Annotated in this window: 21 protein-coding genes and 1 riboswitch; of the genes, 5 read left to right on the top strand and 16 right to left on the bottom strand. The window is 73.3% G+C overall.

Annotation, left to right across the window (positions count from 1 at the left end; all coding sequences use genetic code 11):
- The 4 genes from ACIWVC_RS24520 to ACIWVC_RS24535 form a co-directional block, all read right to left on the bottom strand.
- The coding region (locus ACIWVC_RS24520) for a YihY/virulence factor BrkB family protein (protein ID WP_396446627.1) at positions 1-955 on the bottom strand (955 nt) is incomplete at its 3' end.
- A 100-nt stretch (positions 956-1,055) separates the two neighbouring features.
- Entirely contained in the window at positions 1,056-1,700 is a 645-nt protein-coding gene (locus tag ACIWVC_RS24525) for a 2'-5' RNA ligase family protein (protein WP_396454622.1), read from the bottom strand.
- Positions 1,690-2,757 carry a tryptophan--tRNA ligase gene (gene trpS, locus ACIWVC_RS24530; protein ID WP_396446629.1) on the bottom strand — a complete coding sequence of 356 codons (1,068 nt, stop codon included), beginning with the start codon at positions 2,755-2,757 and terminating at the stop codon, positions 1,690-1,692. Before trpS ends, ACIWVC_RS24525 begins: the two co-directional genes overlap by 11 nt.
- A gap of 13 nt (positions 2,758-2,770) precedes the next feature.
- A complete protein-coding gene (locus ACIWVC_RS24535) occupies positions 2,771-3,760 on the bottom strand; it encodes a hemolysin family protein (RefSeq protein ID WP_396454623.1) in 990 nt (329 codons plus the stop codon).
- An 83-nt stretch (positions 3,761-3,843) separates the two neighbouring features.
- Between ACIWVC_RS24535 and galE the strand changes: the two genes are divergently transcribed.
- Together galE and galK are read left to right on the top strand one after the other, a co-directional pair.
- On the top strand, positions 3,844-4,797 hold the full coding sequence (gene galE, locus ACIWVC_RS24540; RefSeq protein ID WP_396446631.1) for a UDP-glucose 4-epimerase GalE: 954 nt from the start codon (positions 3,844-3,846) through the stop codon (positions 4,795-4,797).
- Positions 4,794-5,930 carry a galactokinase gene (gene galK, locus ACIWVC_RS24545; protein ID WP_396446705.1) on the top strand — a complete coding sequence of 379 codons (1,137 nt, stop codon included), beginning with the start codon at positions 4,794-4,796 and terminating at the stop codon, positions 5,928-5,930. The genes galE and galK overlap by 4 nt, the downstream gene beginning before the upstream one ends.
- A 19-nt stretch (positions 5,931-5,949) precedes the next feature.
- Here the strand turns inward: galK and ACIWVC_RS24550 are convergent, their stop codons facing one another.
- Both ACIWVC_RS24550 and ACIWVC_RS24555 read right to left on the bottom strand, forming a co-directional pair.
- The gene (locus ACIWVC_RS24550) at positions 5,950-8,634 is read right to left on the bottom strand and encodes a hypothetical protein (RefSeq protein ID WP_396454624.1); all 2,685 of its coding nucleotides are present in this window, start codon (positions 8,632-8,634) and stop codon (positions 5,950-5,952) included.
- The gene (locus tag ACIWVC_RS24555) at positions 8,631-10,394 is read right to left on the bottom strand and encodes an HSP90 family protein (RefSeq protein ID WP_396446633.1); all 1,764 of its coding nucleotides are present in this window, start codon (positions 10,392-10,394) and stop codon (positions 8,631-8,633) included. The genes ACIWVC_RS24550 and ACIWVC_RS24555 overlap by 4 nt, the downstream gene beginning before the upstream one ends.
- A gap of 283 nt (positions 10,395-10,677) precedes the next feature.
- Between ACIWVC_RS24555 and ACIWVC_RS24560 the strand changes: the two genes are divergently transcribed.
- Positions 10,678-11,742, top strand: a complete 1,065-nt coding sequence (locus ACIWVC_RS24560) for a class I SAM-dependent methyltransferase (protein WP_396454625.1) — start codon at positions 10,678-10,680, stop codon at positions 11,740-11,742.
- A 107-nt stretch (positions 11,743-11,849) separates the two neighbouring features.
- On the opposite strand, the gene ACIWVC_RS24565 is transcribed toward ACIWVC_RS24560, so the two are convergent.
- The 3 genes from ACIWVC_RS24565 to ACIWVC_RS24575 all read right to left on the bottom strand — a co-directional run bounded on the left by ACIWVC_RS24565 (position 11,850) and on the right by ACIWVC_RS24575 (position 14,903).
- Positions 11,850-12,839, bottom strand: a complete 990-nt coding sequence (locus ACIWVC_RS24565; RefSeq protein WP_396446636.1) for a malate dehydrogenase — start codon at positions 12,837-12,839, stop codon at positions 11,850-11,852.
- 267 nt (positions 12,840-13,106) lie between these two features.
- Entirely contained in the window at positions 13,107-14,324 is a 1,218-nt protein-coding gene (locus ACIWVC_RS24570) for an NADP-dependent isocitrate dehydrogenase (protein WP_396454626.1), read from the bottom strand.
- A 126-nt stretch (positions 14,325-14,450) separates the two neighbouring features.
- Positions 14,451-14,903: a DUF3017 domain-containing protein gene (locus tag ACIWVC_RS24575; protein ID WP_396446638.1), complete on the bottom strand. Its 453-nt coding sequence runs from the start codon at positions 14,901-14,903 to the stop codon at positions 14,451-14,453.
- Between the two features lie 239 nt (positions 14,904-15,142).
- Here ACIWVC_RS24575 and ACIWVC_RS24580 point away from each other — a divergent pair, with 239 nt between their 5' ends.
- The gene (locus ACIWVC_RS24580) at positions 15,143-15,871 is read left to right on the top strand and encodes an FHA domain-containing protein (protein ID WP_396446640.1); all 729 of its coding nucleotides are present in this window, start codon (positions 15,143-15,145) and stop codon (positions 15,869-15,871) included.
- Positions 15,872-16,048: 177 nt separating this feature from the next.
- Here the strand turns inward: ACIWVC_RS24580 and ACIWVC_RS24585 are convergent, their stop codons facing one another.
- The 4 genes from ACIWVC_RS24585 to purN all read right to left on the bottom strand — a co-directional run bounded on the left by ACIWVC_RS24585 (position 16,049) and on the right by purN (position 19,669).
- Positions 16,049-16,897 (bottom strand): bifunctional methylenetetrahydrofolate dehydrogenase/methenyltetrahydrofolate cyclohydrolase, encoded by an 849-nt coding sequence (locus ACIWVC_RS24585; RefSeq protein ID WP_396446642.1) that lies wholly within the window; start codon positions 16,895-16,897, stop codon positions 16,049-16,051.
- Positions 16,898-16,951: 54 nt separating this feature from the next.
- Positions 16,952-17,036: riboswitch (ZMP/ZTP riboswitch) on the bottom strand.
- A gap of 70 nt (positions 17,037-17,106) precedes the next feature.
- The gene (locus tag ACIWVC_RS24590; RefSeq protein WP_396446643.1) at positions 17,107-17,283 is read right to left on the bottom strand and encodes a hypothetical protein; all 177 of its coding nucleotides are present in this window, start codon (positions 17,281-17,283) and stop codon (positions 17,107-17,109) included.
- A 150-nt stretch (positions 17,284-17,433) separates the two neighbouring features.
- The gene (gene purH, locus ACIWVC_RS24595; protein WP_396454627.1) at positions 17,434-18,999 is read right to left on the bottom strand and encodes a bifunctional phosphoribosylaminoimidazolecarboxamide formyltransferase/IMP cyclohydrolase; all 1,566 of its coding nucleotides are present in this window, start codon (positions 18,997-18,999) and stop codon (positions 17,434-17,436) included.
- Positions 18,980-19,669 (bottom strand): phosphoribosylglycinamide formyltransferase, encoded by a 690-nt coding sequence (gene purN, locus ACIWVC_RS24600; protein WP_396446706.1) that lies wholly within the window; start codon positions 19,667-19,669, stop codon positions 18,980-18,982. Before purN ends, purH begins: the two co-directional genes overlap by 20 nt.
- 105 nt (positions 19,670-19,774) lie before the next feature.
- Between purN and ACIWVC_RS24605 the strand changes: the two genes are divergently transcribed.
- Complete coding sequence (locus ACIWVC_RS24605; RefSeq protein ID WP_396454628.1) at positions 19,775-20,245, top strand: hypothetical protein; 471 nt, start codon at positions 19,775-19,777, stop codon at positions 20,243-20,245.
- Between the two features lie 21 nt (positions 20,246-20,266).
- Here ACIWVC_RS24605 and ACIWVC_RS24610 read toward each other — a convergent pair whose 3' ends face one another.
- The 3 genes from ACIWVC_RS24610 to sucC form a co-directional block, all read right to left on the bottom strand.
- Positions 20,267-22,030 carry a DUF6350 family protein gene (locus ACIWVC_RS24610; protein ID WP_396454629.1) on the bottom strand — a complete coding sequence of 588 codons (1,764 nt, stop codon included), beginning with the start codon at positions 22,028-22,030 and terminating at the stop codon, positions 20,267-20,269.
- Positions 22,031-22,162: 132 nt separating this feature from the next.
- On the bottom strand, positions 22,163-23,050 hold the full coding sequence (gene sucD / locus ACIWVC_RS24615) for a succinate--CoA ligase subunit alpha (protein WP_396446647.1): 888 nt from the start codon (positions 23,048-23,050) through the stop codon (positions 22,163-22,165).
- Between the two features lie 2 nt (positions 23,051-23,052).
- Complete coding sequence (gene sucC, locus ACIWVC_RS24620) at positions 23,053-24,231, bottom strand: ADP-forming succinate--CoA ligase subunit beta (protein ID WP_396454630.1); 1,179 nt, start codon at positions 24,229-24,231, stop codon at positions 23,053-23,055.
- Positions 24,232-24,449 lie beyond the last annotated feature (218 nt).

A 24,449-nucleotide genomic window follows, 5' to 3' on the forward strand; every position in this document is an offset into this window, starting at 1 on the left:
CCTCGACCTCGGCCTCGTCCGCGCAGTTCTCCGGGTTCTCCGCGTCGGCGGTGAGGACGACGCGGCGCGTCGCCGTCCACGCGGCGGCGAACAGCCCGAACCGGGACGCGATGTTGATCCACACCATCAGCCCGACCAGGACGGCGAACGTGCCGTAGACGGGGTTCTGCGTGGTGCGCGCCACCAGGATCGCCGCGACCTGCTTGAGGGCCTCGAACCCGACGGCGCCGAACAGCGCGCCGCGGATGATCCGCCGCCACGGCGCCCGGGTGCCCGACAGGCGGCTGAACAGCACCAGGAACACCACGGTGTCGAACATGATCGCGATGGCGAGGGACAGCAGCCGCAGCCCCGTCCCGGCGCCGGTGACGTCGTCCCAGCCGAGCCAGCCGAGGACGGTGTGCGTGGCGGAGTTCGTCACCGTCGTGACCGCCATGCCGCAGATGAGGACCACGCCGAGGAACGCCAGCACGGCGGCGTCCCAGAGCCGCATCAGGAAGAAGTTGCCGCCGCCGCCCGGTTCGTTGCCCCAGATGTCGCGCAGCGACTCGCGCAGCACCTGCACCCAGCCGAGGCCGGTGAACAGCAGCGCGACCAGGCCGACGATCCCGACCGCCGTCTTGGACTGGGCGATCTGCTCGACCTGCAGCTGGTCCGCGAGCCCGGGAAGCTGCGAGTTGACCGCCCGGACGAAGTAGTCGCGGGCCTGCGCGCTGACCCCGACGAGGTAGCCGAGCAGCGCGTACGCGAGCGCCAGCAGCGGGAAGAACGACAGGAACGCGTAGCAGGTGAGCGCGGCGGCGAGCCGGTCGCCGCGCCGCTCCTGGTACCGCTCGAACGCGCGGACCTGGTGGTCGAACCAGGGCCAGCGCTCGCGGGCGCCCCGCAGCAGGCCCTTCCCCTTGCCGAACAGAGACTCGATCCGCCCCTGCGCCCTGTTGACGACCTGCCGCATGTACGCAACGTACCCACGCCGCACCGCCCGATGCGGCATTCGGTGACCACCGGTTCAACGCAGCGGATACGCCGGGGCCGGGAGCGCCCGCGAATCGGCGTCAGCCGGGGGCGGGGACGGCGCCGTCGCCGAAGACGTAGTCGCAGCGGCGGCGCCATATGCCGTCGAGGCCGTGCTCGTAGAGGGAGAAGCCCCACGCCTGGAAGTCGGCGCTGTAGCTCGCGAGTTCCTTGAAAGCGCGGTCCATGACGTCGTCGGGCAGGTGGTGGGCGATGGTGACGTGCGGGTGGTACGGGAAGGGGAGGGGCCGGGCGAGGGGGCCCGCCAGAACCTTCTCCTGGACGCGCTCGCAGCCGCCGATTCCCTCGGCGAGCGCCACGAACACGACCGGGGACACCGGCCGGAACGTTCCGCTGCCGCGCAATCTGATGGTGAAGGGCCGCTCCTCGCGCGCGATCCCGAGCAGGTGCTCCTGGATGGCGTCCATATCGTCCACGTCCACCTCGGTGGGCGGGAGCAGGGTGATGTGCGTCGGGATCGCGTGCGCGAGGGGGTCGCCGAACGAGGCGCGCCGCGCCTGCAGGAACGAGCCGTGCGGGTCGGGGATCGGGATGGCGACGCCGATGGCGCGGCGGCCGGCCGCGGGCACCGCCGGGATGCCCCCGGTCATCGTGGTCTGGGCCGCGGAGGGGGCCTCCCCCTGGCCCCCCGCGGCGTCGTCGAGCGGTGCGCGGTCAGCGACCACGTCCCACGAATCCCACCCGTTCGCGCACGGTCTCCATCGTCCGCACGGCGACCTCGGAGGCGCGCTCGGCGCCCTGGGCGAGGAGCCGGTCGAGGTGGTCCTCGTCGTCCAGCAGCTTGAGGGTGCGCTCCCGGATCGGCGTGAACGTGTCGAGGACGACCTGCGCGAGGTCCTTCTTGAACTGCCCGTAGCCGGAGCCCTCGTAGCGGCGCTCCAGGTCGGGGACGGGGGTGCCCTCCAGCGCGGAGTAGATCCGCAGCAGGTTGGTGACGCCGGGCTTCTTCTCCTCGTCGTAGACGACCTCGGAGCCGGTGTCGGTGACCGCGCGCATGATCTTCTTGCGCATCGGGCCGGGCTCCTCCAGCACGTCGATGATGCCCTGCGGCGACGACGCCGACTTGCTCATCTTCGCGGCCGGCTCCTGCAGGTCGGTGATCTTCGCGGCGCCCTCGGGGATGTGCGCGTCCGGCTGCACGAACGTCTCGCCGAACCGGTGGTTGAACCGCTGCGCGAGCGTGCGGGTGAGCTCCAGGTGCTGCCGCTGGTCCTCGCCGACGGGCACGCGCAGCGGGCGGCCGCCCGCCGGGTCGGGGGTGTAGAGCAGGATGTCGGCGGCCTGCAGGATCGGGTAGGTGAACAGGCCGACGCTCGTCCCGGCCGTGCCCTGCTTGGACGACTTGTCCTTGAACTGGGTCATGCGGCCCGCCTCGCCGAACCCGGTGAGGCAGCCGAGCACCCACGCCAGCTCCGCGTGCTCGGGGACGTGGCTCTGCACGAACACGGTGGCGCGGTCGGGGTCGAGGCCCATCGCGAACAGCTGCGCGGCGGCGACCTTCGTGCGGCGGCGCAGCAGCGCCGGGTCGTGCTCGACGGTGATCGCGTGCAGGTCGACCACGCAGTAGAACGCCTCGTGCGTGTCCTGCATCGCGACCCACTGCCGGAGCGCGCCCAGATAGTTGCCGAGGTGGAAGGAGTCGGCGGTGGGCTGGATTCCGGACAGCACGCGCGGCTTCCCCGCGGCGGTTCCGGACGCTGGCTGGCTGGGCGCTTCGGGCATGTGCACGATTCTCTCAGGTGTCACTCGAGACTCCGCCCCCGGTGGTCTGCCCGCTCGGCGGGGCGGTGGCGGCGTCGCCGGGCACCGCCCGCGGGGTCGCGGACGGCGTGCCGGGCGGCACCGGAAGGGCCTGCTGAGCCGCCCGCGGCATGACGCGCACGCGGGCCACCCGCCGGCCGTCCATCCGGGCCACCGCGAGGCGGCGGCCGCCGGCCTCCACCGAGTCGCCCTCGGCGGGCACCCGGCGCAGCACCGCCATGATGTGCCCGGCGACGGTCTCGTAGGGCCCGTCCGGCAGCCGGATGCCGGTCTCGGCGGCGAAGTCGTCCAGGTTGAGCAGGCCGTCGACCTCGACAACCCCGCCGTGCAGGCGCCGTGCCTGCGCGTCCTGCACATCATATTCGTCGCGGATGTCCCCGATGAGCTCCTCCAGGAGGTCCTCCATCGTGACGATCCCGGCGACGCCGCCGTACTCGTCCATGACGATCGCCAGGTGGCAGCCCTCGCGGCGCATCTCCGACAGCGCGGGCAGCACCCGCTTCGAGGACGGGAGGAACTTCACCGGGCGCACCAGATCGCCCACCGGGACGTCCCGCTCCGGCGGGTCGGGCGCCAGCAGGTCGCGGATGTGGACGAACCCGACCACCTCGTCGTGGGAGTGGCGGCAGACGGGGAACCGGGAGTGCGGGCTGCGCGCGGCGAGCCGGGCGGCGGCGGCCAGCGCGAGCGCCGCGTCCAGGAACACCACCTCGGTGCGCGGCACGAGGACCTCGCGCAGCGGCCGCTCCCCCGCCGCGAACACCTCCTCGATCAGCGCCCGCTCCTCGGCGGTGAGCTGGGTGTTCTCGGCGACGAGCGCGCGCATCCGCTCCGCGGTGATCTCCTCGCGCAGCGCGTCCGGGTCACCGCCGGAGAGGCGCACGACCAGGTCGGCCGAGCGCGACAGCAGCCACACCAGCGGGCGCACCGCGCCGGCCGGCGGCCGCGGCGGCGTCCGGTCCATGCATTCAGCCTTCCCCGATCGGCGTTCCGGATAGCCTGAGACGAACCCCGCCGTCCCAGAGTCTTTCTCCTGGAGGTCCGTCAGTGAAGCTGCTCGTCACCGGAGGCGCCGGCTACGTCGGCAGTGTCGTCTCCGCTCTGCTCCTGGAGGCGGGGCACGAGGTCGTCGTGCTGGACGACCTGTCCACCGGGCACGAGGACGCGGTGCCCGAGGGCGCCCGGCTGGTGCGCGGCACGCTGCGCGACACGGCGGCGGACGTGCTCGCCGGCGCCGGGTTCGACGCCGTGCTGCACTTCGCGGCCAAGTCCCTCGTCGGCGAGTCGGTGGAGAAGCCCGGCCTGTACTGGGACAAGAACCTCGGCGAGTCGCTCGCGCTGCTGGAGGCGATGCGCGCCGCCGGCGTCCCGCGGATCGTGTTCTCCTCGACGGCCGCCACGTACGGGGAGCCGGAGTCGACGCCGATCCTGGAGACCGACCCGACCCGCCCGACCAACCCCTACGGCGCGTCCAAGCTGGCGATCGACACGGCCCTCGCCGAGTACGCGCGGCTGCACGGCATCGGCGGGGTGTCGCTGCGGTACTTCAACGTGGCGGGCGCCTACGGGCGGCACGGCGAGCGGCACACCGTCGAGACGCACCTGATCCCGAACGTGCTGAAGATCGCGCAGGGCGACGGCGCGGCGGTGAAGATGTTCGGCGACGACTACCCGACGCCGGACGGCACCTGCATCCGCGACTACATCCACGTGACCGACCTCGGCCGCGCCCACCTGCTGGCGCTGGACGCCTGCGAGCCCGGCGCCCACCGGGTCTTCAACCTCGGCAGCGGCACGGGCTACTCCGTCCGGGAGGTCGTCGAGGCGTGCCGCGAGGTCACCGGCCGCGAGATCCCCGCCGAGGTCGCCCCGCGCCGCGCCGGCGACCCGGCCGTGCTGGTCGCCTCGTCGGAGAAGATCCAGGCCGAGCTCGGCTGGAAGCCCGAGCGGGACCTGCGCACCATGATCGACGACGCGTGGACCTTCCTGCGGTCCCGATGACCGGGGAGTTCGCGGAGGCGTACGGGCGCGCGCCGGACGGCGTCTGGCGGGCGCCCGGCAGGGTCAACCTGATCGGCGAGCACACCGACTACAACGACGGGTTCGTGCTGCCGTTCGCGCTGTCGCGCGGCGTCTCGGTGGCCGCCGCGCGCCGCGACGACGGCGTGATCGAGGTGCGGTCGCGGCAGGCCGCGGCGGCCGTGACCGCGCCCGTGGACGGGCCGCCGGTCGTCTCCGAGGGGTGGCCCGCCGAGCACGCCTGGGCGGCGTACCCGGTCGGGGTGGCGCGGGTGCTCCGCGAGCACGGGACGGGCGGCGCGTCGCTGCTGATCGACTCCGACCTCCCGCAGGGCGCGGGGCTGTCGTCGTCGGCCGCGCTGGAGTGCGCGACGGCGCTGGCGCTGTGCGACCTGCACGGCGTGGCGATCGACCGCCCGGCCCTGGCCCGGCTGGCGCAGCGCGCGGAGAACGAGCAGGTCGGCATGCCGTGCGGGCTGATGGACCAGGCGGCGTCCCTGCTGTGCACGGCCGGGCACGCGCTGCTGCTCGACTGCCGCAGCGGGCTGACGTCGCAGGTCCCGTTCGACCCGGCCGCCGCGGGCCTGACCCTCCTGGTCGTGGACACGCGCGCCTCGCACGCCCTGACCGGCGGCGAGTACGGCCGGCGCCGCGCCGAATGCGAGGAGGCCGCGTCCCTGCTGGGGGTGGACGCGCTGCGCGACGTCAAGGACCTGGCCGGCGCGCTCGGCAGGCTGCGCGACCCGGTGCTGCGGCGCCGCGTCCAGCACGTCGTCACCGAGAACCACCGCGTCGAGGCGAGCGTCGGGCTACTCCGCGCGGGGGCGCTGCCCGAGTTCGGCGGCATGCTGAACTCCTCGCACCTGTCCCTGCGCGACCAGTTCGAGGTGTCGTGGCCCGAGGCCGACGCCACCGTCGACGCGGCGATCCGGGCCGGCGCCCGGGGCGGGCGCATGGTCGGCGGCGGCTTCGGCGGCTCCGTCATCGTGCTGGCCCCCGCCTCCCGCGCCGGGAAGGTGCGGGAGGCGATCACGGACGCCTACGCGAAGCGCGGCTGGACGGCCCCGCAGTTCCTGGAGGCCGTGCCCGCGCGGGGCGCCCACCGGGTCAGCTGATCGTCTTCGGGGGCCGGCGTCAGCCGAGAGCCGATTTGATGTCCTCCAGGAGGCGGGTGGCCTCCTCGGCGGCGTCGGAGGCGTCCAGGGCGGTGAAGCCGTCGATGGCGGCGGACGCCTGCGCGGCGGCCTCGGCGAGGCCGCCCGTCCGGGCGAGGATGCGGGCCTGCTCGTAGGAGACCAGGGCGGTCTCCCAGATGCGGGCGGGCTCGTTGTCCGGGGGCAGGCCCGCCAGCGCGGCGCGGGCCGTCTCCATGGCGGGCCCGGCCGCGTCGAGGTCGCCGCTCCACATCAGGCACACCGCGGCGCGGCGGCGGGCGCGGACCACCCCGTACGGGTCGCCCGCCTTCTCGTACGCCTCGGCGGCCTCGGCGTACCGCTCGGCGGCCGCCGCGTCCATGTCGAGATCGGTCAGGACGTCGGCGGCCTCGTAGCGGAAGTGGGCCTCGGCGTCGTGCTCCCCGTCGCGGGCCGCGTCATCCGCGAGCGACGTGAACGTCTCCGCGGCGCCCTCCTCGCGGAGCTGCTTCTGCGCGTGCGCCAGGATCAGCGTCGCGCGGCGCCTCGCGTGGTGGACGGCCGGGTCGGCGTCGCCGCCGGACTCGGGGAGCGCCTGCAGGACCTCCTCGGCGGTCTCGGCGGCCTCCAGCGGCCGGTCGGTCGACAGGTAGCCGCCGGCGAGGTCCACCCGCAGGTGGACGGCGTTCTCGTGCATGCCCTCGGCCGTCCACTCGGCGATGGCCTCGACGAGGTCGGGCACGCCGTCGGCCGGGCGGTCCAGGGAGATCAGCGAAGCGCCGCGCTCGGCGAGGGCGGCGGCGCGCATCGGCGACGGGCCGGGCATCGCGGCGAGCGCCTCGTCGAGCAGCGCGAGGGTCTCCTCGTCCGGGGCGTCCCGCCGGCGCGCCAGCGCGCGGGCGAGCTGCAGGGCGGGCGCGGCGATCTCCTCCGGGTCGTCCGACGCGCGGGCCAGCTCGGCGGAGCGGCGCAGCGCCGCGATCCCGTCGTCGGCCTCCCCGGACATCAGGAGCGCCTGGCCCCGCAGGTACCACAGCTCGCCGGCGAGGTCGGGCACCTCGTCGGCCGCGACCCGGTCCAGCGCGGCGAGGGCGTCGGCGGGGCGGTCGGCGCGCAGGTGCGCGGCGGTGAGGCGGAGCAGCGCGGAGGCCAGGTCGGTGGGCTCCCCGGGGTGCGCGGCGAAGTGGTCGGCCGCGGCGTTCATCAGGTCGAGCCCGCCCTCGTCGCCGAGGTCGTGGCGCACCGCGCCGAGCCGGCCCAGCGTGCGGTGCCGGCGCGTCTGGTCGCCCAGCTCGCCGAACATCCGGGCCGCCTCCTCCCAGGCCGCGGCCGCCTCCGCGCCGTCGCCGCCGACGGCGTGCTCGAAGCCCCGGGCGTCCAGGCGGCGGGCCCGCTGCAGCGGCGTCGGCTCGGCCGTACCGGCGACGGCGTCGAACCGGCGCCAGGCGGCCCGCATGCCCGGCACGTCCTTGCGCCTGCGGCACCGGTCGCCGGTGTCGAGGAGCTCGTCGAGATCGTCGACCGAGGCGAAGTCGTCCCGCGGGGCCGGTTCCGGCGCGGGGGCCTGCGCCGCCGGCCGGCGGTGGTGGGCGGCCAGCGGGAGGAAGCCGGTGACCGGCTCGGCGGCCAGCGTGGCGCGCACCTGGTCGCCCTGGTGGGAGGTGCCGTTGCGGGCGTCGAACCGGGCGGCGAGCCCCGTCGCGCGTTCCGCCAGCTCGGCGCCCAGCTCGGCCACGGGGACGTCGGCGGCCGGGCGGCCGCCGGCGGCGGGGCGCCGGACCGTCGCGGCGCCGTGCCCGGCGGCGGTCAGCCGGCGGAGGAGGAGGCCCGCCGCGGCGGAGAAGCACATGTCCGCGTAGGCGCTCGGGGCGCGGTCCAGCCAGCCGAGATGCCGCTGCAGGATCTCCAGGCCGCGCGCCTCGTTGCCGGTGACCGCGCAGAACTGCAGGTGCTCGGCGATGTCGGTGAGGTCGGCCAGCCGCGTCCGGTGCACCCGGTAGGCGCGGCGGTGCACGTCGGCGGCCTGCTCGGCGCGGCCCGTCCGCAGGTACACCGGCAGCAGCGTCGTCTGGATCGACTGCGGCTGCTCGTTGCAGTTGAGCTGCGCGTCCAGCACCGGCGCGGCGACTTCGAGGGCCTCCTCGTGGCGGCCCGCCTCGATCAGGTGGCGGGCCATGCCGGTGGGGTCGCAGCCCTGGCAGTCCGACAGCTCGTCGCGTTCGGCGGCGCGCCACTTCAGGTACCACTCGTCGGCCGTCCCGTCGCCGACGTGCCGCGCGACCACGTTGCGGTAGTGGTACACCGCCTGGAGGCTGTGGCCGCCGGCCTTGTAGCGGCGCTCCATGTCGTCGAGGACGGCGTAGGTGCGGTCGAGGGGGATCTCGGGGAAGAGGGTGAGGGAGCTGACGATCGCCTTCATCTGCCACAGCAGGCCGTGGGCCTCGTCGTAGCGGCCGGGGTCGCGGTCGTGGTCGGCGAGCGTCCGGCTGAACGTCGCGAACGCCTTCGCGGGCTCGCCGCCGTACCGGTACGCGTCGGTCAGCCGGATCCGCACGTGGAACGCCAGCACGTCGTCGCCCGCGGCCTCCGCGCGGCGCAGCGCGTCCTCGACCAGGACCGTGCGGGCCTCGCCGTAGGGCAGCTCCTGGGAACGCGCCATCAGCGCGTAGACGTCGTCCGTGCTCATTCGGGAGCCTCCGGGGAGTGGACGGCCCACTCCAGCAGGCCGATGAAGGAACGGTTCAGGACCGCCGTGTCGGCGGGCCGCAGCGGATGGTGGCCGAGCAGCAGCGCCTGCCCGTACAGGGCCTGGACGGCCAGTTCGACCGGCCCGCCGTCGCCGAGCGACGTGACGCGCCGGGCCAGCGGATTGCGGTAGTTCAGCACCAGCCGGGGGCGTTCGACGCCGACCGGGTCGACGGCGCCGAGCACGTCCGCCCACAGCTCGCCGGCCTCCTCCCTGGCCCGCGTCAGCTCCTCGCGGAACTGCGCGTCGCGGCTGGTCAGGAACAGCGCGGGCAGGGAGGCCGGGTCGAAGTCGCGGACGACCACCTCGCAGCCGAGCCGCTCCACGGCGCGCTGCGCCGCCGCCAGGAACGGCCGCAGCGCCAGCTCCGCCGCCGGGTCGAGCACGCCGAAGGCGGTGGTCAGCTCCGCCGCGTCGAGCCGGGCCAGCCGGATGTCGGGGTCGAGGTCGGGCAGCCGCTCGATGATCTCGGTGTCGTGGACGTAGCCGCCGTTGACGAGCCCGACGCCCTGCGCGCCCGCCACGGCCGACAGCCGCCGGAACTCGTCCACGCTCGCGGTGAACCGGCCGTCCGGGTGCCGGCGGCGGAACTCGTGCAGCGTCATGGGGCCGGAGGAGGTCTCGTACTCCAGCCAGCGGTCCACGATCCGCAGCATGTCGTCGTCGTGCAGCGCCATCGCCTTCACGCCGAGCTGGTGCAGCCGCAGGAACGCGCGGAGCCGCGCCGGGTCGGTCTCGGCGAGCTTCACCAGCCACTGCCGCAGCACCTCGCCGAGCCCGAGCCGCGTCGATTCGAGCAGCTCGTCCTCGTAGAGGGCCTCGCGGCTCGCGGTCGGCCGCAGCTCGCCCGCGTCGACGACGCACCGCGCGAAGAACGCCCACTCGGGCAGCAGCCCCTCGACGCTCTCGGCCAGCAGCATCCGCTTCAGGTAGACGCGGTGCGCGGCGCGCGCGGTCGGCGAGACGGGCGCGGGCAGGATGAACGCGACACCGGTCAGCCCGGCCTCGGGCACGTCCAGGTCGACGACGTCGAACGGCGTGAACCCGTACAGCTCCTCGCAGTACTGCTCCAGCGCCCGCCTGCGCCGGGCCGGATCGCGGTGGGACGCCTGCCAGGGCGGCCCCTCGCCGGTGACCGGCACGCCGTCCACGGCGAGGTCGACCGGCAGCAGCGACCCGTAGGTGCGGGCGAGCTCGGCGACGACCGGCGGGCTCAGCAGCTCCGCCGCCCCCGGCCGCGCCCGCAGCGTCACCGTCGTGCCCGGCTCATCCCGCTCGCCCGGCTCGACCCGGTAGCTGCCCTCGCTGCGGCCCGTCCACCGGACGGCGCCGCCGCCGCGCGCGGACCGCGTCACGACCTCGATCTCGTCCGCGACGAGGAAGGCCGACAGCAGCCCGATGCCGAACTGGCCCAGGAAGTCGTGCCGCGCGAACCCCAGCTCGTCCCGCTTGGACGACCGCCCGATCGTCGCCAGCAGGGTGTGGACCTCGTCCTCGGTGAGCCCGATCCCGTCGTCGTGGACCCGGAGCGTCCCGCCGCCGGTCTCGATCACGACCCGGCCGCCCTCGCCGCGCGCGGTGATCGCGTCCACCGCGTTCTGCAGCAGCTCCCGCAGGTACACCCGCGGACTGGCGTACAGATGGCGGCTCAGCAGATCCACCACACCCCGCAGATCCACCTGAAACGCCTGTTCCGCCACCGTCCGCCTCCTGGCCGCCTTTTCGAGCGATCACACACACTAGCGACCGGCGCCGACGCCTTCAGATCATTTCCAGCCGCCGCCCCCGCGTGCGGCATGCCGCCGCAGGGCGCGGTGATCTTCGCCGTCCCCGTCGTCGCCGACCCCGCGGCCGAGCACCGGCGGCAAAGGTGATGAATTCCCCCAAGGTCGGCAAACAACTCGCCGCCCGGCTCCCCCTGGCCGTCCGGCCGCGATATGGACGGAAGAAAGTGGCGATGACGGTCTGACCAGGGGAGGAACCGTGTCACCGGACGCAACCCGGCAGGAGGAGTTCGCCGGCTTCATGGCCGACGTGCTCAACAAAGGAGCGCTCGGCCTCCTTGTGAGCGTCGGCCACCAGACGGGCCTGTTCGACACCATGAGCACGCTGCCGCCGTCCACGAGCGCCGACATCGCCAAGGCGGCGGAGCTCGACGAGCGGTACGTGCGCGAGTGGCTCGGCGGCATGGTCGTCGGCGGCATCGTGGAGTACGAGCCGGACGGCGCGACGTACACGCTGCCCCCCGAGCACGCCGCCTCGCTCACCACCGCCGCCGGGCCCGACAACCTCGCCGGGATGATGCCGTACATCGCGCTGATGGGCGAGGTCGAGCAGAAGGTCGTCGGGGCGTTCCGCGACGGAGGCGGCGTCCCCTACTCCGCCTACCCCCGGTTCCAGGCCCTCCAGGCGCAGGAGACGGCCCGCGTGTACGACGCGGCCCTCGTCGACACGATCGTCCCGCTGGTCCCCGGCCTCACCGAACGGCTGCGCGACGGCATCGACGCCCTGGACGTGGGCACCGGCCAGGGGCACGCGCCCATCGTCCTGGCGCAGGCCTTCCCGCGGAGCCGCTTCCACGGCCTCGACCTGTCGGAGGACGGCATCGCGGCCGCCCGCGCGCAGGCCGGCCGGCTGTCCCTGGACAACGTCGCCTACACGGTCGGCGACTCAACGGAGATCACCGGGCAGTACGACCTGGTCACCGCCTTCGACGTGGTCCACGACCTGGCCCGGCCGCAGGAGACCCTGAACGCGATCGCCGCGTCGCTCCGCGACGGCGGCGTCTTCCTGATGGGCGACATCGCCGCGTCCAGCAAGCTGGAGGAGAACCTCGACCATCCCTTCGGACCCGGGCTCTACGGCTTCTCGGTCTTCTACTGCATGACGACGTCGCTGAGCACCGGCGGCGCCGGTCTCGGCACGCTCTGGGGAGAGCAGACCGCGCGGCGGATGCTCGGCGAGGCCGGCTTCACCGACGTCCAGGTCCACACGATCGAGGGGGACCCGATCAACCTCTACTACGTGGCGACGACCTCCCCCACCTGACCCGCGCGGGGTGGAGCGAAGCCTTACTCGGTCCTCCCTGCCGGGACGCGTCCCGGCCGGAGGACGAGCCCCGGGACTCGCGGCCGGGGCTCGTCCACGAGCGGGGATCAGATGAGGCCGAGCTTGCGGACGGCCTCGCGCTCCTCGGCGAGCTCGTTCACCGAGGCGTCGATCTTGGCGCGGGAGAAGTCGTCGATGTCCAGGCCCTGGACGATCTCCCACTTCCCGTCCTTCGTGGTGACCGGGAAGGACGAGATCAGGCCCTCGGGGACGCCGTAGGAGCCGTCCGACACGACCGCCATGGACGTCCAGTCGCCGTCGGCGGTGCCGTTCACCCACGTGTAGACGTGGTCGAGCGCGGCGGACGCCGCCGACGCGGCGGAGGACGCGCCGCGCGCCTCGATGATCGCGGCGCCGCGCTTGGCGACGGTCGGGATGAAGTCGTTCTCCAGCCAGTTCTGGTCGTTCACCGTCTCGGCGGCGTTCTTGCCGGCGATCTCGGCGTGGAAGATGTCCGGGTACTGGGTCGCGGAGTGGTTGCCCCAGATCGTCATCTTCTTGATGTCGGCGACGGAGACGCCGGCCTTCTTCGCCAGCTGGGCGAGGGCGCGGTTGTGGTCGAGGCGCGTCATCGCGGTGAAGCGCTCGGCCGGGACGTCCGGGGCGTGCTGCTGCGCGATCAGGGCGTTGGTGTTGGCCGGGTTGCCGACCACCAGGACCTTGACGTCGTCGGCGGCGCCCGCGTTGATGGCCTGGCCCTGCGGCTTGAAGATGCCGCCGTTGGCCTCCAGCAGGTCGCCGCGCTCCATGCCCTTGGTGCGGGGGCGGGCGCCGACGAGCAGCGCGATGTTGGCGCCCTCGAACGCCTTCGTCGCGTCGTCGAAGATGTCGATGCCGGACAGCAGCGGGAACGCGCAGTCGTCCAGCTCCATCGCGGTGCCCTCGGCGGCCTTCACCGCCTGCGGGATCTCCAGCAGGCGCAGGCGTACGGGCACGTCCGCGCCGAGGAGGTGCCCGGACGCGATGCGGAACAGCAGCGCGTAGCCGATCTGGCCCGCGGCGCCGGTAACGGTAACGGTGACTGGGGTGCGAGTCATGCGTCCTTCTCCTGCTGTGACCTGACGGGGCTCAGGCGGCCATCCTTCGAACCCGACCGCCGGAGAGCCGCGCCGCCGCGGTTTCTCTCGCCGTCGAGATATTTTCGTGGTTCAGGCTATCGCGCGCCCCCTACCCGCCACCGCCCAGGTGCACCCACCGGCATGGCGCCCCCGCCGCCGGAACACGCGAAAGGCCGCCCCGGACGGATCCGGGACGGCCTCAACCCCGCGTGCGCGGAGAGCACGGGCTCCGATGCCGCCGGCCGCTCAGCTGTTGATCTTCTTCTGGAGGTTGGTGTCGAGCGCCTCCAGGAAACCCTGGGTCGTCAGCCACGGCGTCTCGTTTCCGACCAGGAGAGCCAGATCCTTGGTCATCTGCCCGGCCTCCACGGTCTCGACGCAGACCGCCTCCAGTTTGCGGGCGAAGTCGATGACCTCGGGCTGGTTGTCGAGCTTGCCGCGGTGCTCCAGACCGCGGGTCCAGGCGAAGATGGACGCGATCGGGTTGGTCGACGTCGGCTTGCCCTGCTGGTGCTGCCGGTAGTGCCGGGTCACCGTGCCGTGCGCGGCCTCGGCCTCGACGGTCTTGCCGTCGGGGGTCATGAGGACGGACGTCATGAGGCCCAGGGAGCCGTAGCCCTGCGCGAGGGTGTCGGACTGGACATCGCCGTCGTAGTTCTTGGCGGCCCAGACGAACCCGCCCTCCCACTTGAGCGCGGCGGCGACCATGTCGTCGATGAGCCGGTGCTCGTAGGAGAGGCCCTTGGCCTCGAAGTCCGACTTGAACTCGGTCTCGTAGATCTCCTGGAAGAGGTCCTTGAACCGGCCGTCGTAGGCCTTGAGGATCGTGTTCTTCGTCGACAGGTACAGCGGCATCTCGCGGCTCAGCGCGTACCGCATGCTCGTCCGGGCGAAGTCGCGGATGGAGTCGTCGAAGTTGTACATCCCCATCGCGACGCCGCCGCCGGGGAAGTCCGCGACTTCCATCTCCATCGGCTCGGAGCCGTCCTGCGGGGTGTAGGTGATCGTCACCTTGCCCGGGCCGGGGACGACGAAGTCGGTGGCCTTGTACTGGTCACCGTGGGCGTGGCGGCCGATGATGATCGGCTTCGTCCAGCCGGGCACCAGGCGCGGGATGTTGGACACCACGATCGGCTCGCGGAAGATCACGCCGCCCAGGATGTTGCGGATCGTCCCGTTCGGGGAGCGCCACATCTTCTTCAGGCCGAACTCCTCGACGCGCGCCTCGTCGGGGGTGATGGTCGCGCACTTGACGCCGACGCCGTACTCCTTGATGGCGTTCGCGGCGTCGATGGTGACCTGGTCGTCCGTGGCGTCACGGTGCTCGATCCCCAGGTCGTAGTACTTGAGGTCCACATCGAGGTAAGGCAGGATCAGCTGGTCCTTGATGAATTTCCAGATGATCCGCGTCATTTCGTCGCCGTCGAGTTCGACGACCGGGCCCGCTACTTTGATCTTGGGCATGCTTGTGCTGTCCCTTTCCTACACCTGGCCAGCAGTCCTTGTAAGGCTCAACTGGCTAGGCTAGCCGAGGCGGTCATGCGGTCTAGACCTGGCCTGGTCCCGGACGCCTCTGCCTGGGACGACGCGCTAGCCCGGCGGTCCGTTCCCGGGCGGGGAGGCCCTCCCGGAGCGGCGCCCGGCGACGAGCAGCCGGATGCCGCGGGCGACCGCGGTGAGCGCGATCAGCACGCCGAACGCGCCCGCGAGGGCGAGGCCGGTCTTGTTCATCGGCGGGACGCTCAGCGACACGAAGGCGACCATCTCGCCGAGGAGGACGAGCGTCCAGCAGTCGACGGAGCGGCTGCGGACGGCGAGCGGGCCGAGCTGCGACTCCGGCAGCAGCAGCCGGGCGAGGGCGCCGACGAGCAGCGCGGCGGCCATCAGGCCGGAGCCCTTGCGGAAGTAGTTGAAGGCGCACAGGGTCAGGCCGGCGCCCACCCCGCTGAGCACGAGGAGGTACGGGAGCTGCGCCAGCCAGTGCGGCGCGGCGCCCCCGCGGCGCGGCGCCCTGCGCCTGCGCCGGTGCACCTGGGTGCTCATGGCCCTCACGGTATCGCCGATCGCGGCGCGGGACGACATCGTGCGCGCGGAGCGGCGATGGAACGGTCCGTCTTGTCGCCCGTCGCCGGGAAAACCGGTGTGACGGAGGGTGCCCGGGTGATGCCCGAGAGGCCGGAATCCCTTGCACCATCGGTGCTACTCGCCAGTAGGAGGGTGTGACGGCACGGTGCCCGGGTAACCCGGCAGACAGGGGTCGCTAACTAGCTGGGAGGACTGCCGTGGAGGGGCCGTTCATGCGGATCGAGGACAGCGGGCTGGTGATGCCGCTGCGCCCCGACGTGACGACGGTCGGGAGAGGGAGAGGAGTCGACATACGCCTCGACGACCCGAGTGTGTCCCGCTTGCACGCAGAGATCGTCCGACGTGGCCCGTACGTCTACGTGGTGGACATGGGCCTGTCCCGTAATGGAACGCGCGTCAACGGCCGGCCGATCGCCCGCCGTGTCCTGGAGGACGGTGACGTCGTGAGCTTCGGCACGGCGCGCTGCCGGTTGGGGGGCATCCCCCGTGAGGAGGTCGACCCGGACGTCGAGCTTCGGCGCGCCGTCGCTCCGGAGCTCACCCGCCGCGAGGTCGACGTGCTGACCTCGCTGTGCCGTCCAGCCCTGTCCGACGAGGCGTTCGTGGCCCCCGCCACGGCGCGCGACATCGCCGGCGAGCTGGTGGTGACGGAGGCGGCCGTCAAGCAGCACCTGCTGCGCCTCTACCAGAAGTTCCGCATCCCCGAGGGCGCCAACCGGCGCACGCGGCTCGCGAACGAGGTCATCGCGATGGGCCTCGTCCGCCCGCTGCCGCCGGTGCACGTCCCGCACCAGGGCCGCCCGCCGATGGACGGGCGCGTCCCCGGCGTGCGGGGGACGGCGGAGACGCGCAGGCCGGGCAGTCCCGGCCACGGCCACGGTCCGGGCCGTCCGGCCCCCAGCGCGGCGGGACGGAGGGCGAGCTGATGTGAACCTGCGGTCGCCCTCCGGGCAGCGCGTACACGAGGGCGATCGCTGAACCTCCCGACGGGGCCGCGCAGGTGACGGCGCGGCCCGCCAGGAGCAACGGGTACGGGGCCGCCACCTCGGTGCTGAGTGGCGGCCCCGGCCACGTGCCGGGGGCCGCGGGTCGGCGGCCGCGGGTCAGCGGTTCTGCTCGGCCGCTTCGACGACGTTCGCGAGCAGCATGGCGCGGGTCATCGGCCCGACGCCGCCCGGGTTGGGCGCGACCCACCCGGCGACCTCGCGCACGTCGGCGGCGACGTCGCCGGCGAGCTTGCCGTCCACCCGGGAGACGCCCACGTCCAGGACGGCGGCGCCCGGCTTGACCATGTCGCCCGTGATGAGACCGGGGACGCCGGCGGCGGCCACCACGATGTCCGCGGCGCGGGTGTGCGCGGCGAGGTCGCGGGTCGCGGTGTGGCAGAGCGTGACGGTCGCGTTCTCGGTGCGCCGGGTCAGCAGCAGGCCGAGCGAGCGGCCGACCGTGATGCCGCGGCCGACGACGGTGACCTCGGCGCCCTTGAGCGGGACGTCGAAGCGGCGCAGCAGCTCGACGATGCCCTTCGGCGTGCAGGGCAGCGGGCCCGGCTGCATCAGCACGAGCCGCCCGAGGTTCGTCGGGTGCAGGCCGTCGGCGTCCTTGGCCGGGTCGATGCGCTCCAGCACGCGCTGCTCGTCCAGCCCCTTCGGCAGCGGGAGCTGGACGATGTAGCCGGTGCAGGCGGGGTCGGCGTTCAGCTCGGCGACGGCACGCTCGACGTCGTCCTGGGTCGCGGTGGCGGGCAGGTCGCGGCGGATGCTCTCGATGCCGACCTCGGCGCAGTCGCGGTGCTTCATGTTCACGTAGGCGCGGCTGCCGGGGTCGTCGCCGACCAGCACGGTGCCGAGCCCGACGGTGACGCCGCGGTCGCGGAGCGCCTCGACGCGGCCCTTGAGGTTCGAGCGGATCTCGGCGGCCGTGGCCTTGCCGTCCAGAATCTGTGCCGTCATGCGTTCCTCCGCGTGGATCTCGCCGGGGGCGCAGGACCGAGCCCGGCTCGAGGTCCCGTCCACCCAGGCGCGCGGTGTCCGGACTGTCGTTCGCTCCCCGGTGGTGATCCACCTTGCCGCGCCAGTCGCGTGAAAACCCATGCTAACGGCCGCGCGGGGCCGCAGACCGGCGCCGGGCGGCCGCGGCGGGCCGGAGCGGCGCGGGCGAGCTAGTCCTCGGAGCGCTGCCGCCGGGCGAGGAGGCGGTCGGTGCCGTGCCAGCCGAGCTGGGCGGCGAGGACGGCGGCCAGGAACGCGGCGACCAGCCCGATCACCTGCCGGGAGTCCATCAGCAGGGCGTCGACCAGGTAGACCGACCTCAGGATGAGGGCCAGCAGCACGTCCATTCGCGCCTCCGTCACGGAACGCCCGCGCCGGGTCAAGTGAGGGGTCATGATGGGCGCGGTCCGGGGCAGAGGCTACCCGCACCCGAAAGTAAAGAATCCGGCGGTAAACCCGGTGTGGCTGTGGTGCGCGCCACACCGGGCCGCCCTCGGTCAGTGGAAGAAGTGCCGGACGCCGGTGAAGTAGAGGGTGATCCCGGCCTTCTCGGCCGCCTCGATGACCTTGCCGTCGTTGACGGAGCCGCCGGGTTCGACGATCGCCCGCACGCCCGCCTCGGCCAGCACTTCGAGGCCGTCGGGGAAGGGGAAGAACGCGTCGGAGGCGCCGACGGCGGACGCGGCGCGCTCGGCGCCGGCCCGCGCGACGGCGAGCTTGGCCGAGTCGACCCGGTTCACCTGGCCCATGCCGACGCCCACGGTCGCCCCGTCGGCGGCCAGCAGGATCGCGTTCGACTTCACCGACCGGATCGCCCGCCACGCGAACGCCAGGTCCCGCAGCGCGGCCTCGTCCGCGGGCTCGCCGGTCTTCAGCTCCCAGGCCGCCGGGTCGTCGCCGGGCGCGTCCACGCGGTCGACGCCCTGCAGCAGGACGCCGCCGTCGATGCGCCGGTACTCGGTCGCGCCGGCGGGGGCGTCCGGGCAGACCAGCAGCCGGACGTTCTTGAACCGGTCCTTCAGGACGGCGACGGCCTCGTCGTCGAAGGCGGGCGCGACGACGACCTCGGCGAAGCTCTCGGTGACCTGCCGGGCCATGGCGGCGGTGACCGGGCGGTTCGCCGCGATCACGCCGCCGTAGGCGGACACGGGGTCGCAGGCGTGCGCCTTGCGGTGCGCCTCGGCGATGTCGGCGCCGACCGCGATGCCGCACGGGTTGGCGTGCTTGATGATCGCGACGCAGGGCTCGGTGAAGTCGTAGGCGGCGCGGCGGGCGGCGTCGGTGTCCACGTAGTTGTTGTAGGACATCTCCTTGCCGTACAGCTGCTCCGCGCCGGCCAGCCCGGTCTCGCCGGGCGAGCGGTACAGGGCCGCGCGCTGGTGCGGGTTCTCGCCGTACCGCAGGGTGTCCGACCGCTCCCAGGTGGCGCCGAGGAAGTCGGGCCAGCGCGTCTCGGCGGCGGTCTCGTCCGGGGCGTAGGCGCTCGCGAACCAGGAGGCCACGGCCACGTCGTAGGAGGCGGTGTGCGCGAACGCGCGCGCGGCGAGGCGGCGCCGCTCCTCCAGCGTGAAGCCGCCGGCCTTCACCGCGTCCAGGACGGTGCCGTAGGCGGACGGGTCGACGACGACGGAGACGCTCGCGTGGTTCTTCGCGGCGGCGCGCACCATCGTCGGGCCGCCGATGTCGATCTGCTCGACGCACTCGTCCGGCTTGGCGCCGGAGTTCACCGTGTCGGCGAACGGGTACAGGTTCGCGACCACCAGGTCGAACGGCTCGACGGCGAGGTCGTCGAGCTGCTGGAGGTGGTCCTCCTTGCGGCGGTCGGCGAGCAGGCCGGCGTGGATCCTGGGGTGCAGGGTCTTGACCCGCCCGTCCAGGCACTCGGGGAAGCCGGTGAGCTTCTCCACCCTCATCACCGGCACGCCGGCGGCGGAGATCCGGCCCGCCGTGGACCCGGTCGAGACGATCTCCACCTCCGCCTCGTGCAGGCCGCGGGCCAGCTCCTCCAGCCCGGTCTTGTCGTACACGCTGATCAGCGCGCGCCTAATCGCCACCCGACTCACCGGCCGAGCTCCCCTCATGGTCGTCGGAAGAATGCCTGTCGGCGGGATCACCGCAGGTCCTGCACTTCATCGAGACCCGCCTGCCGCGCGTGGTCCAGCCGTCGCGGGCGAGCCGTCCGACGACGTCGACGAGGAGCCGGCGCTCCACCCGCTTGATGCGCTCGTGCAGGGAGTCTTCGTCGTCATGCCAGCCCACGGGGACGGCCTCCTGGGCGATGACGGGTCCGGTGTCCACGCCTTCGTCGACGAAGTGAACGGTACAGCCCGTGACCTTCACGCCGTACGCCAGGGCGTCCCGTACGGCGTGGGCGCCGGGGAAGGACGGGAGCAGCGCGGGATGGGTGTTGACCGTCCGGCCGCCGAACCGGGCGAGGAACCGCGGGCCGAGGATCTTCATGAAGCCGGCGGAGACGACGAGGTCGGGGTCGTGCTTCGCGACGGCCTCGGTCAGCGCCGCGTCCCAGTCGTCCCGGGACGGGAAATCAGGGACGCAGACCGTGAAAGTGGGCAAACCCACACGCGCTGCGCGTTCGGTTCCCCCGGTGCCGGGGCGGTCCGCGCCCACGGCTACGACCTTCGCCCCGTAGGCTGGATCCGCGCACGCGTCGAGCAGCGCTTGTAGGTTGGTCCCCGCGCCGGAGACGAGGACGACGAGCCGGGCGGACACCATGACTCCCAGGTGGACGTTGACGGGGTGTGCGGCCACCACGAAGCCTATCGGGCCGGTTCGACGCCGCCTCACCGCAGACAGCACCACGGCCAGGAGGAAAACGACGTGAGCGAGCAGCGGGGCCGCGAGGCCCGTCCCGAAGACCGCCCCGACGGGCGGCCGGCGGGGGAGCCGCCCGCGGGGCCGAACGAGGCGCGGCAGGCCGGTGTGCGGGCCCTCTGGCTCGGCGGCATCGCGCTGGTGACCTCCCTGTTCTTCTACCCCCTCGGCCTCGTGCTGGGCGTCGCCTCGCTCGTCGTCGGGATCCGGGCCCGGCGCAGGGCGCGCGGCACCCGGGACGCCGTGCCCGGCGCCGTCCCCGGCATGGTGATGGGCGCGATCGGCCTGGCCATGTCGGTGCTGATGGTGGGGATGGCGGTCTTCCTGCGCACGGAGTTCAGCGGCTACTGGGACTGCGTCAACGCCTCCAACACCCACACCGACCAGCAGGCGTGCCGGGACGAGTACTACCCGAAGATCGAGGACAAGCTCGACCTGCCGCCCGGCTGGATGGACAAGTACGGCCACCTGCTCTGAGCACCGCCCCCGCCGCGGGGGCTAGGCGTCCTGCTCGGGCTCCTCGCGCAGGACGTAGATCGCGCCGCCGCGGTTCTCGGTGCGGTTCGGGTCGGCGCGCGGCGGCGGGACGGGCCTGCGCGGCTCCTCGGGCTCGGGCTCGGGGTCGTCCACGAGGTGCCCCTCCACGACGATCGTGCCGTCGCCCGGCCGCGCCGGGGCCGGTTCCGGATCGGGCCGCTTCTCCTCGGCCAGGTCGGGCAGCGGGTCGGGCCGCCCGCGGGGGCGGCGCGGGGCGAGGACGGGGTCGGCCTCCTCGAACTCCAGCGGGTCCGGGGCGTGCGGGGCTCGCGGGGGCTTCGGCGCGGGCTTCGCGGGCGGCTCGTAGTCGCCGGGGACCGGCGCCGACAGCGGCACCGTCGCGGGCTTCGGCCGGACGGCCCGCTTCGGCTTCCCCGCCCTTCTCCCGGCCTTCCCCGCCTTCTTGGTCCGCCCGGTCTTCTCGACCGCCGCGCGGGCCGGGCGGCGCAGCACCATCCAGTTCGCCGCCCACGCCGCGATGGCCGCCGAGATGCCCACCTCCAGGGCCGCGAGGAGCCCCACCTGCCAGGCCGACGGCCCGACGGTCGCCATCCGCCCGCCGCCGAGCGGACCGCCGGACAGCGCGCTGAGCAGGGCCGCCACCGCGCCGGTCAGCGCGCCCGTCACGAACCCCCACAGCGGCGCGCCCTCCGCCACCGGGCTCGGCAGCGACCTGATCGTGAGGACGCCGCCGACCGCGCCCGCGACGAACGGCGCGGCCAGCGCGAGCAGCGACAGCGCGGGCGCCGGGCCGGGCTGCGGCAGCGCGGCGAGCGGCGGGAACGCGGGCACGATGTCCAGGAACACGCCGGTCGGCGAGACGCTCGTCCCCGCGCCGACGGAGAACCCCGGCCCGACCGCGTACGCCATCCCCCAGATCACCGCGTTCGGCAGGAAGGCCAGCTCGACCAGCAGCAGCAGGACCCCGCCCACGACGCCGGGCGCGAGCATGTCGTACAGGTCGTCGGCGCCCGCCATGTTCATCGCGAGCGCCGCGCCCACCAGCACCGCGCCCGAGGCGAGCAGCACGCCCAGCGCGCCCGCCACCCCGATGACCAGCGAGCGGGGCCGCTCGGGCAGCAGCCGCAGCAGCGCCCCCAGCCCGGACCTGACCCGCTCCCCCTTCGCCTCCGCCGCGACCTGCGCGGCGACCACGGCCCGCGCGGCGCCCAGCCCGCCCGCGATGAGGGCGACGAGGAAGCATCCGACGAGCGCCTGCCACGCCGACGGCCGCACCTCCCGGGACGACGCCGCGAGCGCGAGCAGCGCGGCCAGCCCCGCGTACGGGGCGGCCTGCGCGACCGCCACCTGCGCGACCGCGATCCGGGGGCGCCGCCGCAGCCCGGCGACCCGGATCATCCACCCGCCGCCCCGGTACAGCAGCACGCCGGGCAGGACGACGACGCCGAGCGGCAGCAGCCCGACCCGGCCGTGCCCGTAGGAGAAGCCCGCGTGGTGGGACACCAGCCAGAAGTTCACGGCCGTGCGGAACACCCCGGACATGCCGTGGCCGAGCGCGGTCTTCGGCGCCGCGATCCACCCGATGAGCGTGATCGTGGTGAGCACCGCGAGCCCGATCCCGACGCACCACAGCGCCGCGACGAGCCCCGTCACGTACAGCGGCCGCGCGGGCTGCGCCGCCGGCGCCGCGCTCGACGGCCCTGCGCTCGTCGGCGGTCTGGACGGCTCCCGCTTCGCCCGCGGCCCGGGGGTGTTGTCGCTCACCGCTCCATGCTGGCACCGCGTCCGCCCCCGGACCGCCCGCCCGCCCGGCGTGTCGCCTTGCCGCCGGGGCGGGAGCGGAAGACGCCCGGGCCGCGGGGGCGGCGCCGGGCGTCTTTCCGGTGGTTCGCGGGATCAGCGGTTCTGCATGATCTCGCGCATGATCACGGCGGCCTCGCTGGGGGTCTTGCCGACGCGGACGCCGACCTTCTCCAGGGCCTCCTTCTTCGCCTGCGCGGTGCCGGCGGAGCCGGACACGATCGCGCCCGCGTGGCCCATGGTCTTGCCCTCGGGGGCGGTGAACCCGGCGACGTAGCCGACGACCGGCTTGGTCACGTTCTTCTCGATGTAGGCGGCGGCGCGCTCCTCGGCGTCGCCGCCGATCTCACCGATCATCACGATGGCGTCGGTCTCCGGGTCGTCCTGGAACGCCTGGAGGGCGTCGATGTGGGTCGTCCCGATGACCGGGTCGCCGCCGATGCCGACGCAGGTGGTGAAGCCGATGTCGCGCAGCTCGTACATCATCTGGTAGGTCAGCGTGCCGGACTTGGACACGAGCCCGATGCGGCCGGGCGTGGTGATGTCGGCCGGGATGATGCCCGCGTTCGACTTGCCGGGGGACGCGATGCCGGGGCAGTTCGGCCCGATGATGCGCGTCTTGTTGCCCTGCTTCTCGGCGTACGCCCAGAAGTAGGCGGTGTCGTGCACCGGGATGCCCTCGGTGATGACGACGCAGAGCGGGATCTCGGCGTCGATCGCCTCGACGACGGCGTCCTTGGTGAACTTCGGCGGGACGAAGACGACGGACACGTCCGCGCCGGTCTGCTCCATGGCCTCCTTGACGGTGCCGAACACCGGGAGGACGGTGCCGTCGAAGTCGACCGTCTGGCCGGCCTTGCGGGCGTTCACGCCGCCGACGACCCGGGCCCCGGACGCGAGCATCCGGCGGCCGTGCTTGGTGCCCTCGGAGCCCGTGATGCCCTGGACAATGATCTTGCTGTTCTCGGTGAGCCAGATGGCCATGATCATGCACCTGCCGCTGCGAGTTCGGCGGCGCGCTTGGCCGCTTCGTCCATGGTGTCGACCTGCTGGACGCCGGGCAGCGCCGCGTCGTTGAGGATCTTGCGCCCGAGCTCGGCGTTGTTGCCGTCCAGCCGGACGACGAGCGGGCGGTCGACGGCCTCGCCGCGGTCCGCCAGCAGCTTGTAGGCCGAGACGATGCCGTTGGCGACGGCGTCGCAGGCGGTGATGCCGCCGAAGACGTTCACGAAGACCGACTTGACGTCCGGGTCGGACAGGACGATCTCCAGCCCGTTCGCCATCACCTCGGCGGACGCGCCGCCGCCGATGTCGAGGAAGTTCGCCGGCTTCTGGCCCTCGAACTGCTCGCCCGCGTAGGCCACCACGTCCAGGGTGGACATGACCAGGCCGGCGCCGTTGCCGATGATGCCGACGCTGCCGTCCAGCTTCACGTAGTTGAGGTCCTTGGCCTTGGCCGCGGCCTCCAGCGGGTCGGCGGCGGCCTTGTCCTCGAACTTCTCGTGGTCCTGGCGGAAGCCGGCGTTGTCGTCCAGGGTGACCTTGCCGTCGAGGGCCTTCACCTGGCCGTCGGCGGTGAGGATCATCGGGTTCACCTCGACGAGGGAGGCGTCCTCGTCGGTGAACACGGCCCACAGCCGCTCGATCAGCTCGGCGGCGCCTTCCAGTGCCTCCTGCGGCAGCCGGCCCCGCTCGGCGATCTCGCGGGCCTTGGCCCGGTCGACGCCGTCCAGCGGGGAGATCGGCACCATCGCCAGCCGGTCGTGCGGCACCTCCTCGATCTCCACCCCGCCCTCGACGGAGCAGATGGACAGGAAGGTGCGGTTGGCGCGGTCGAGCAGGAAGGAGAAGTAGAACTCCTGCGCGATCGCGCTGCCCTCCTCGACCAGGACCTTGTGGACCGTGTGGCCCTTGATGTCCATGCCGAGGATCTGGCCGGCGAGCGCCTCCGCCTCGTCGGCGTCGCCGGCCAGCTTCACGCCGCCGGCCTTGCCGCGGCCGCCGGTCTTCACCTGGGCCTTGACCACGACCTTCTTACTGCCCGCGGAGAACAGCTCCTCCGCGTGTGCACGCGCTTCCTGGGGAGTATGGGCGACCTTGCCGGTGGGCACCGGTACCCCGTACTCGGCGAAGAGTTCCTTCGCCTGATGTTCGAACAGGTCCACGAGGGCGTCCTTAACGGATCGACAGCCATAGACCACACGAGTCGGCGATCTACACGGGTCTCCGTGCGGCCGGCACTCTGCGGTCCGCTCCGTCGATGCAGCCTAGTCAACCCCGCTTCGTGGTGATGCCGCCGGGTCCATATGTCACGGAGTGTCCGCGCTAGAAGGCAACTGTCACCGGGCGGAAGGTGTCTCCTCCTGAGGGGTGGGCACGAGTG

Source organism: Actinomadura sp., from assembly GCF_044508335.1.
GTDB lineage: Bacteria > Actinomycetota > Actinomycetes > Streptosporangiales > Streptosporangiaceae > Spirillospora.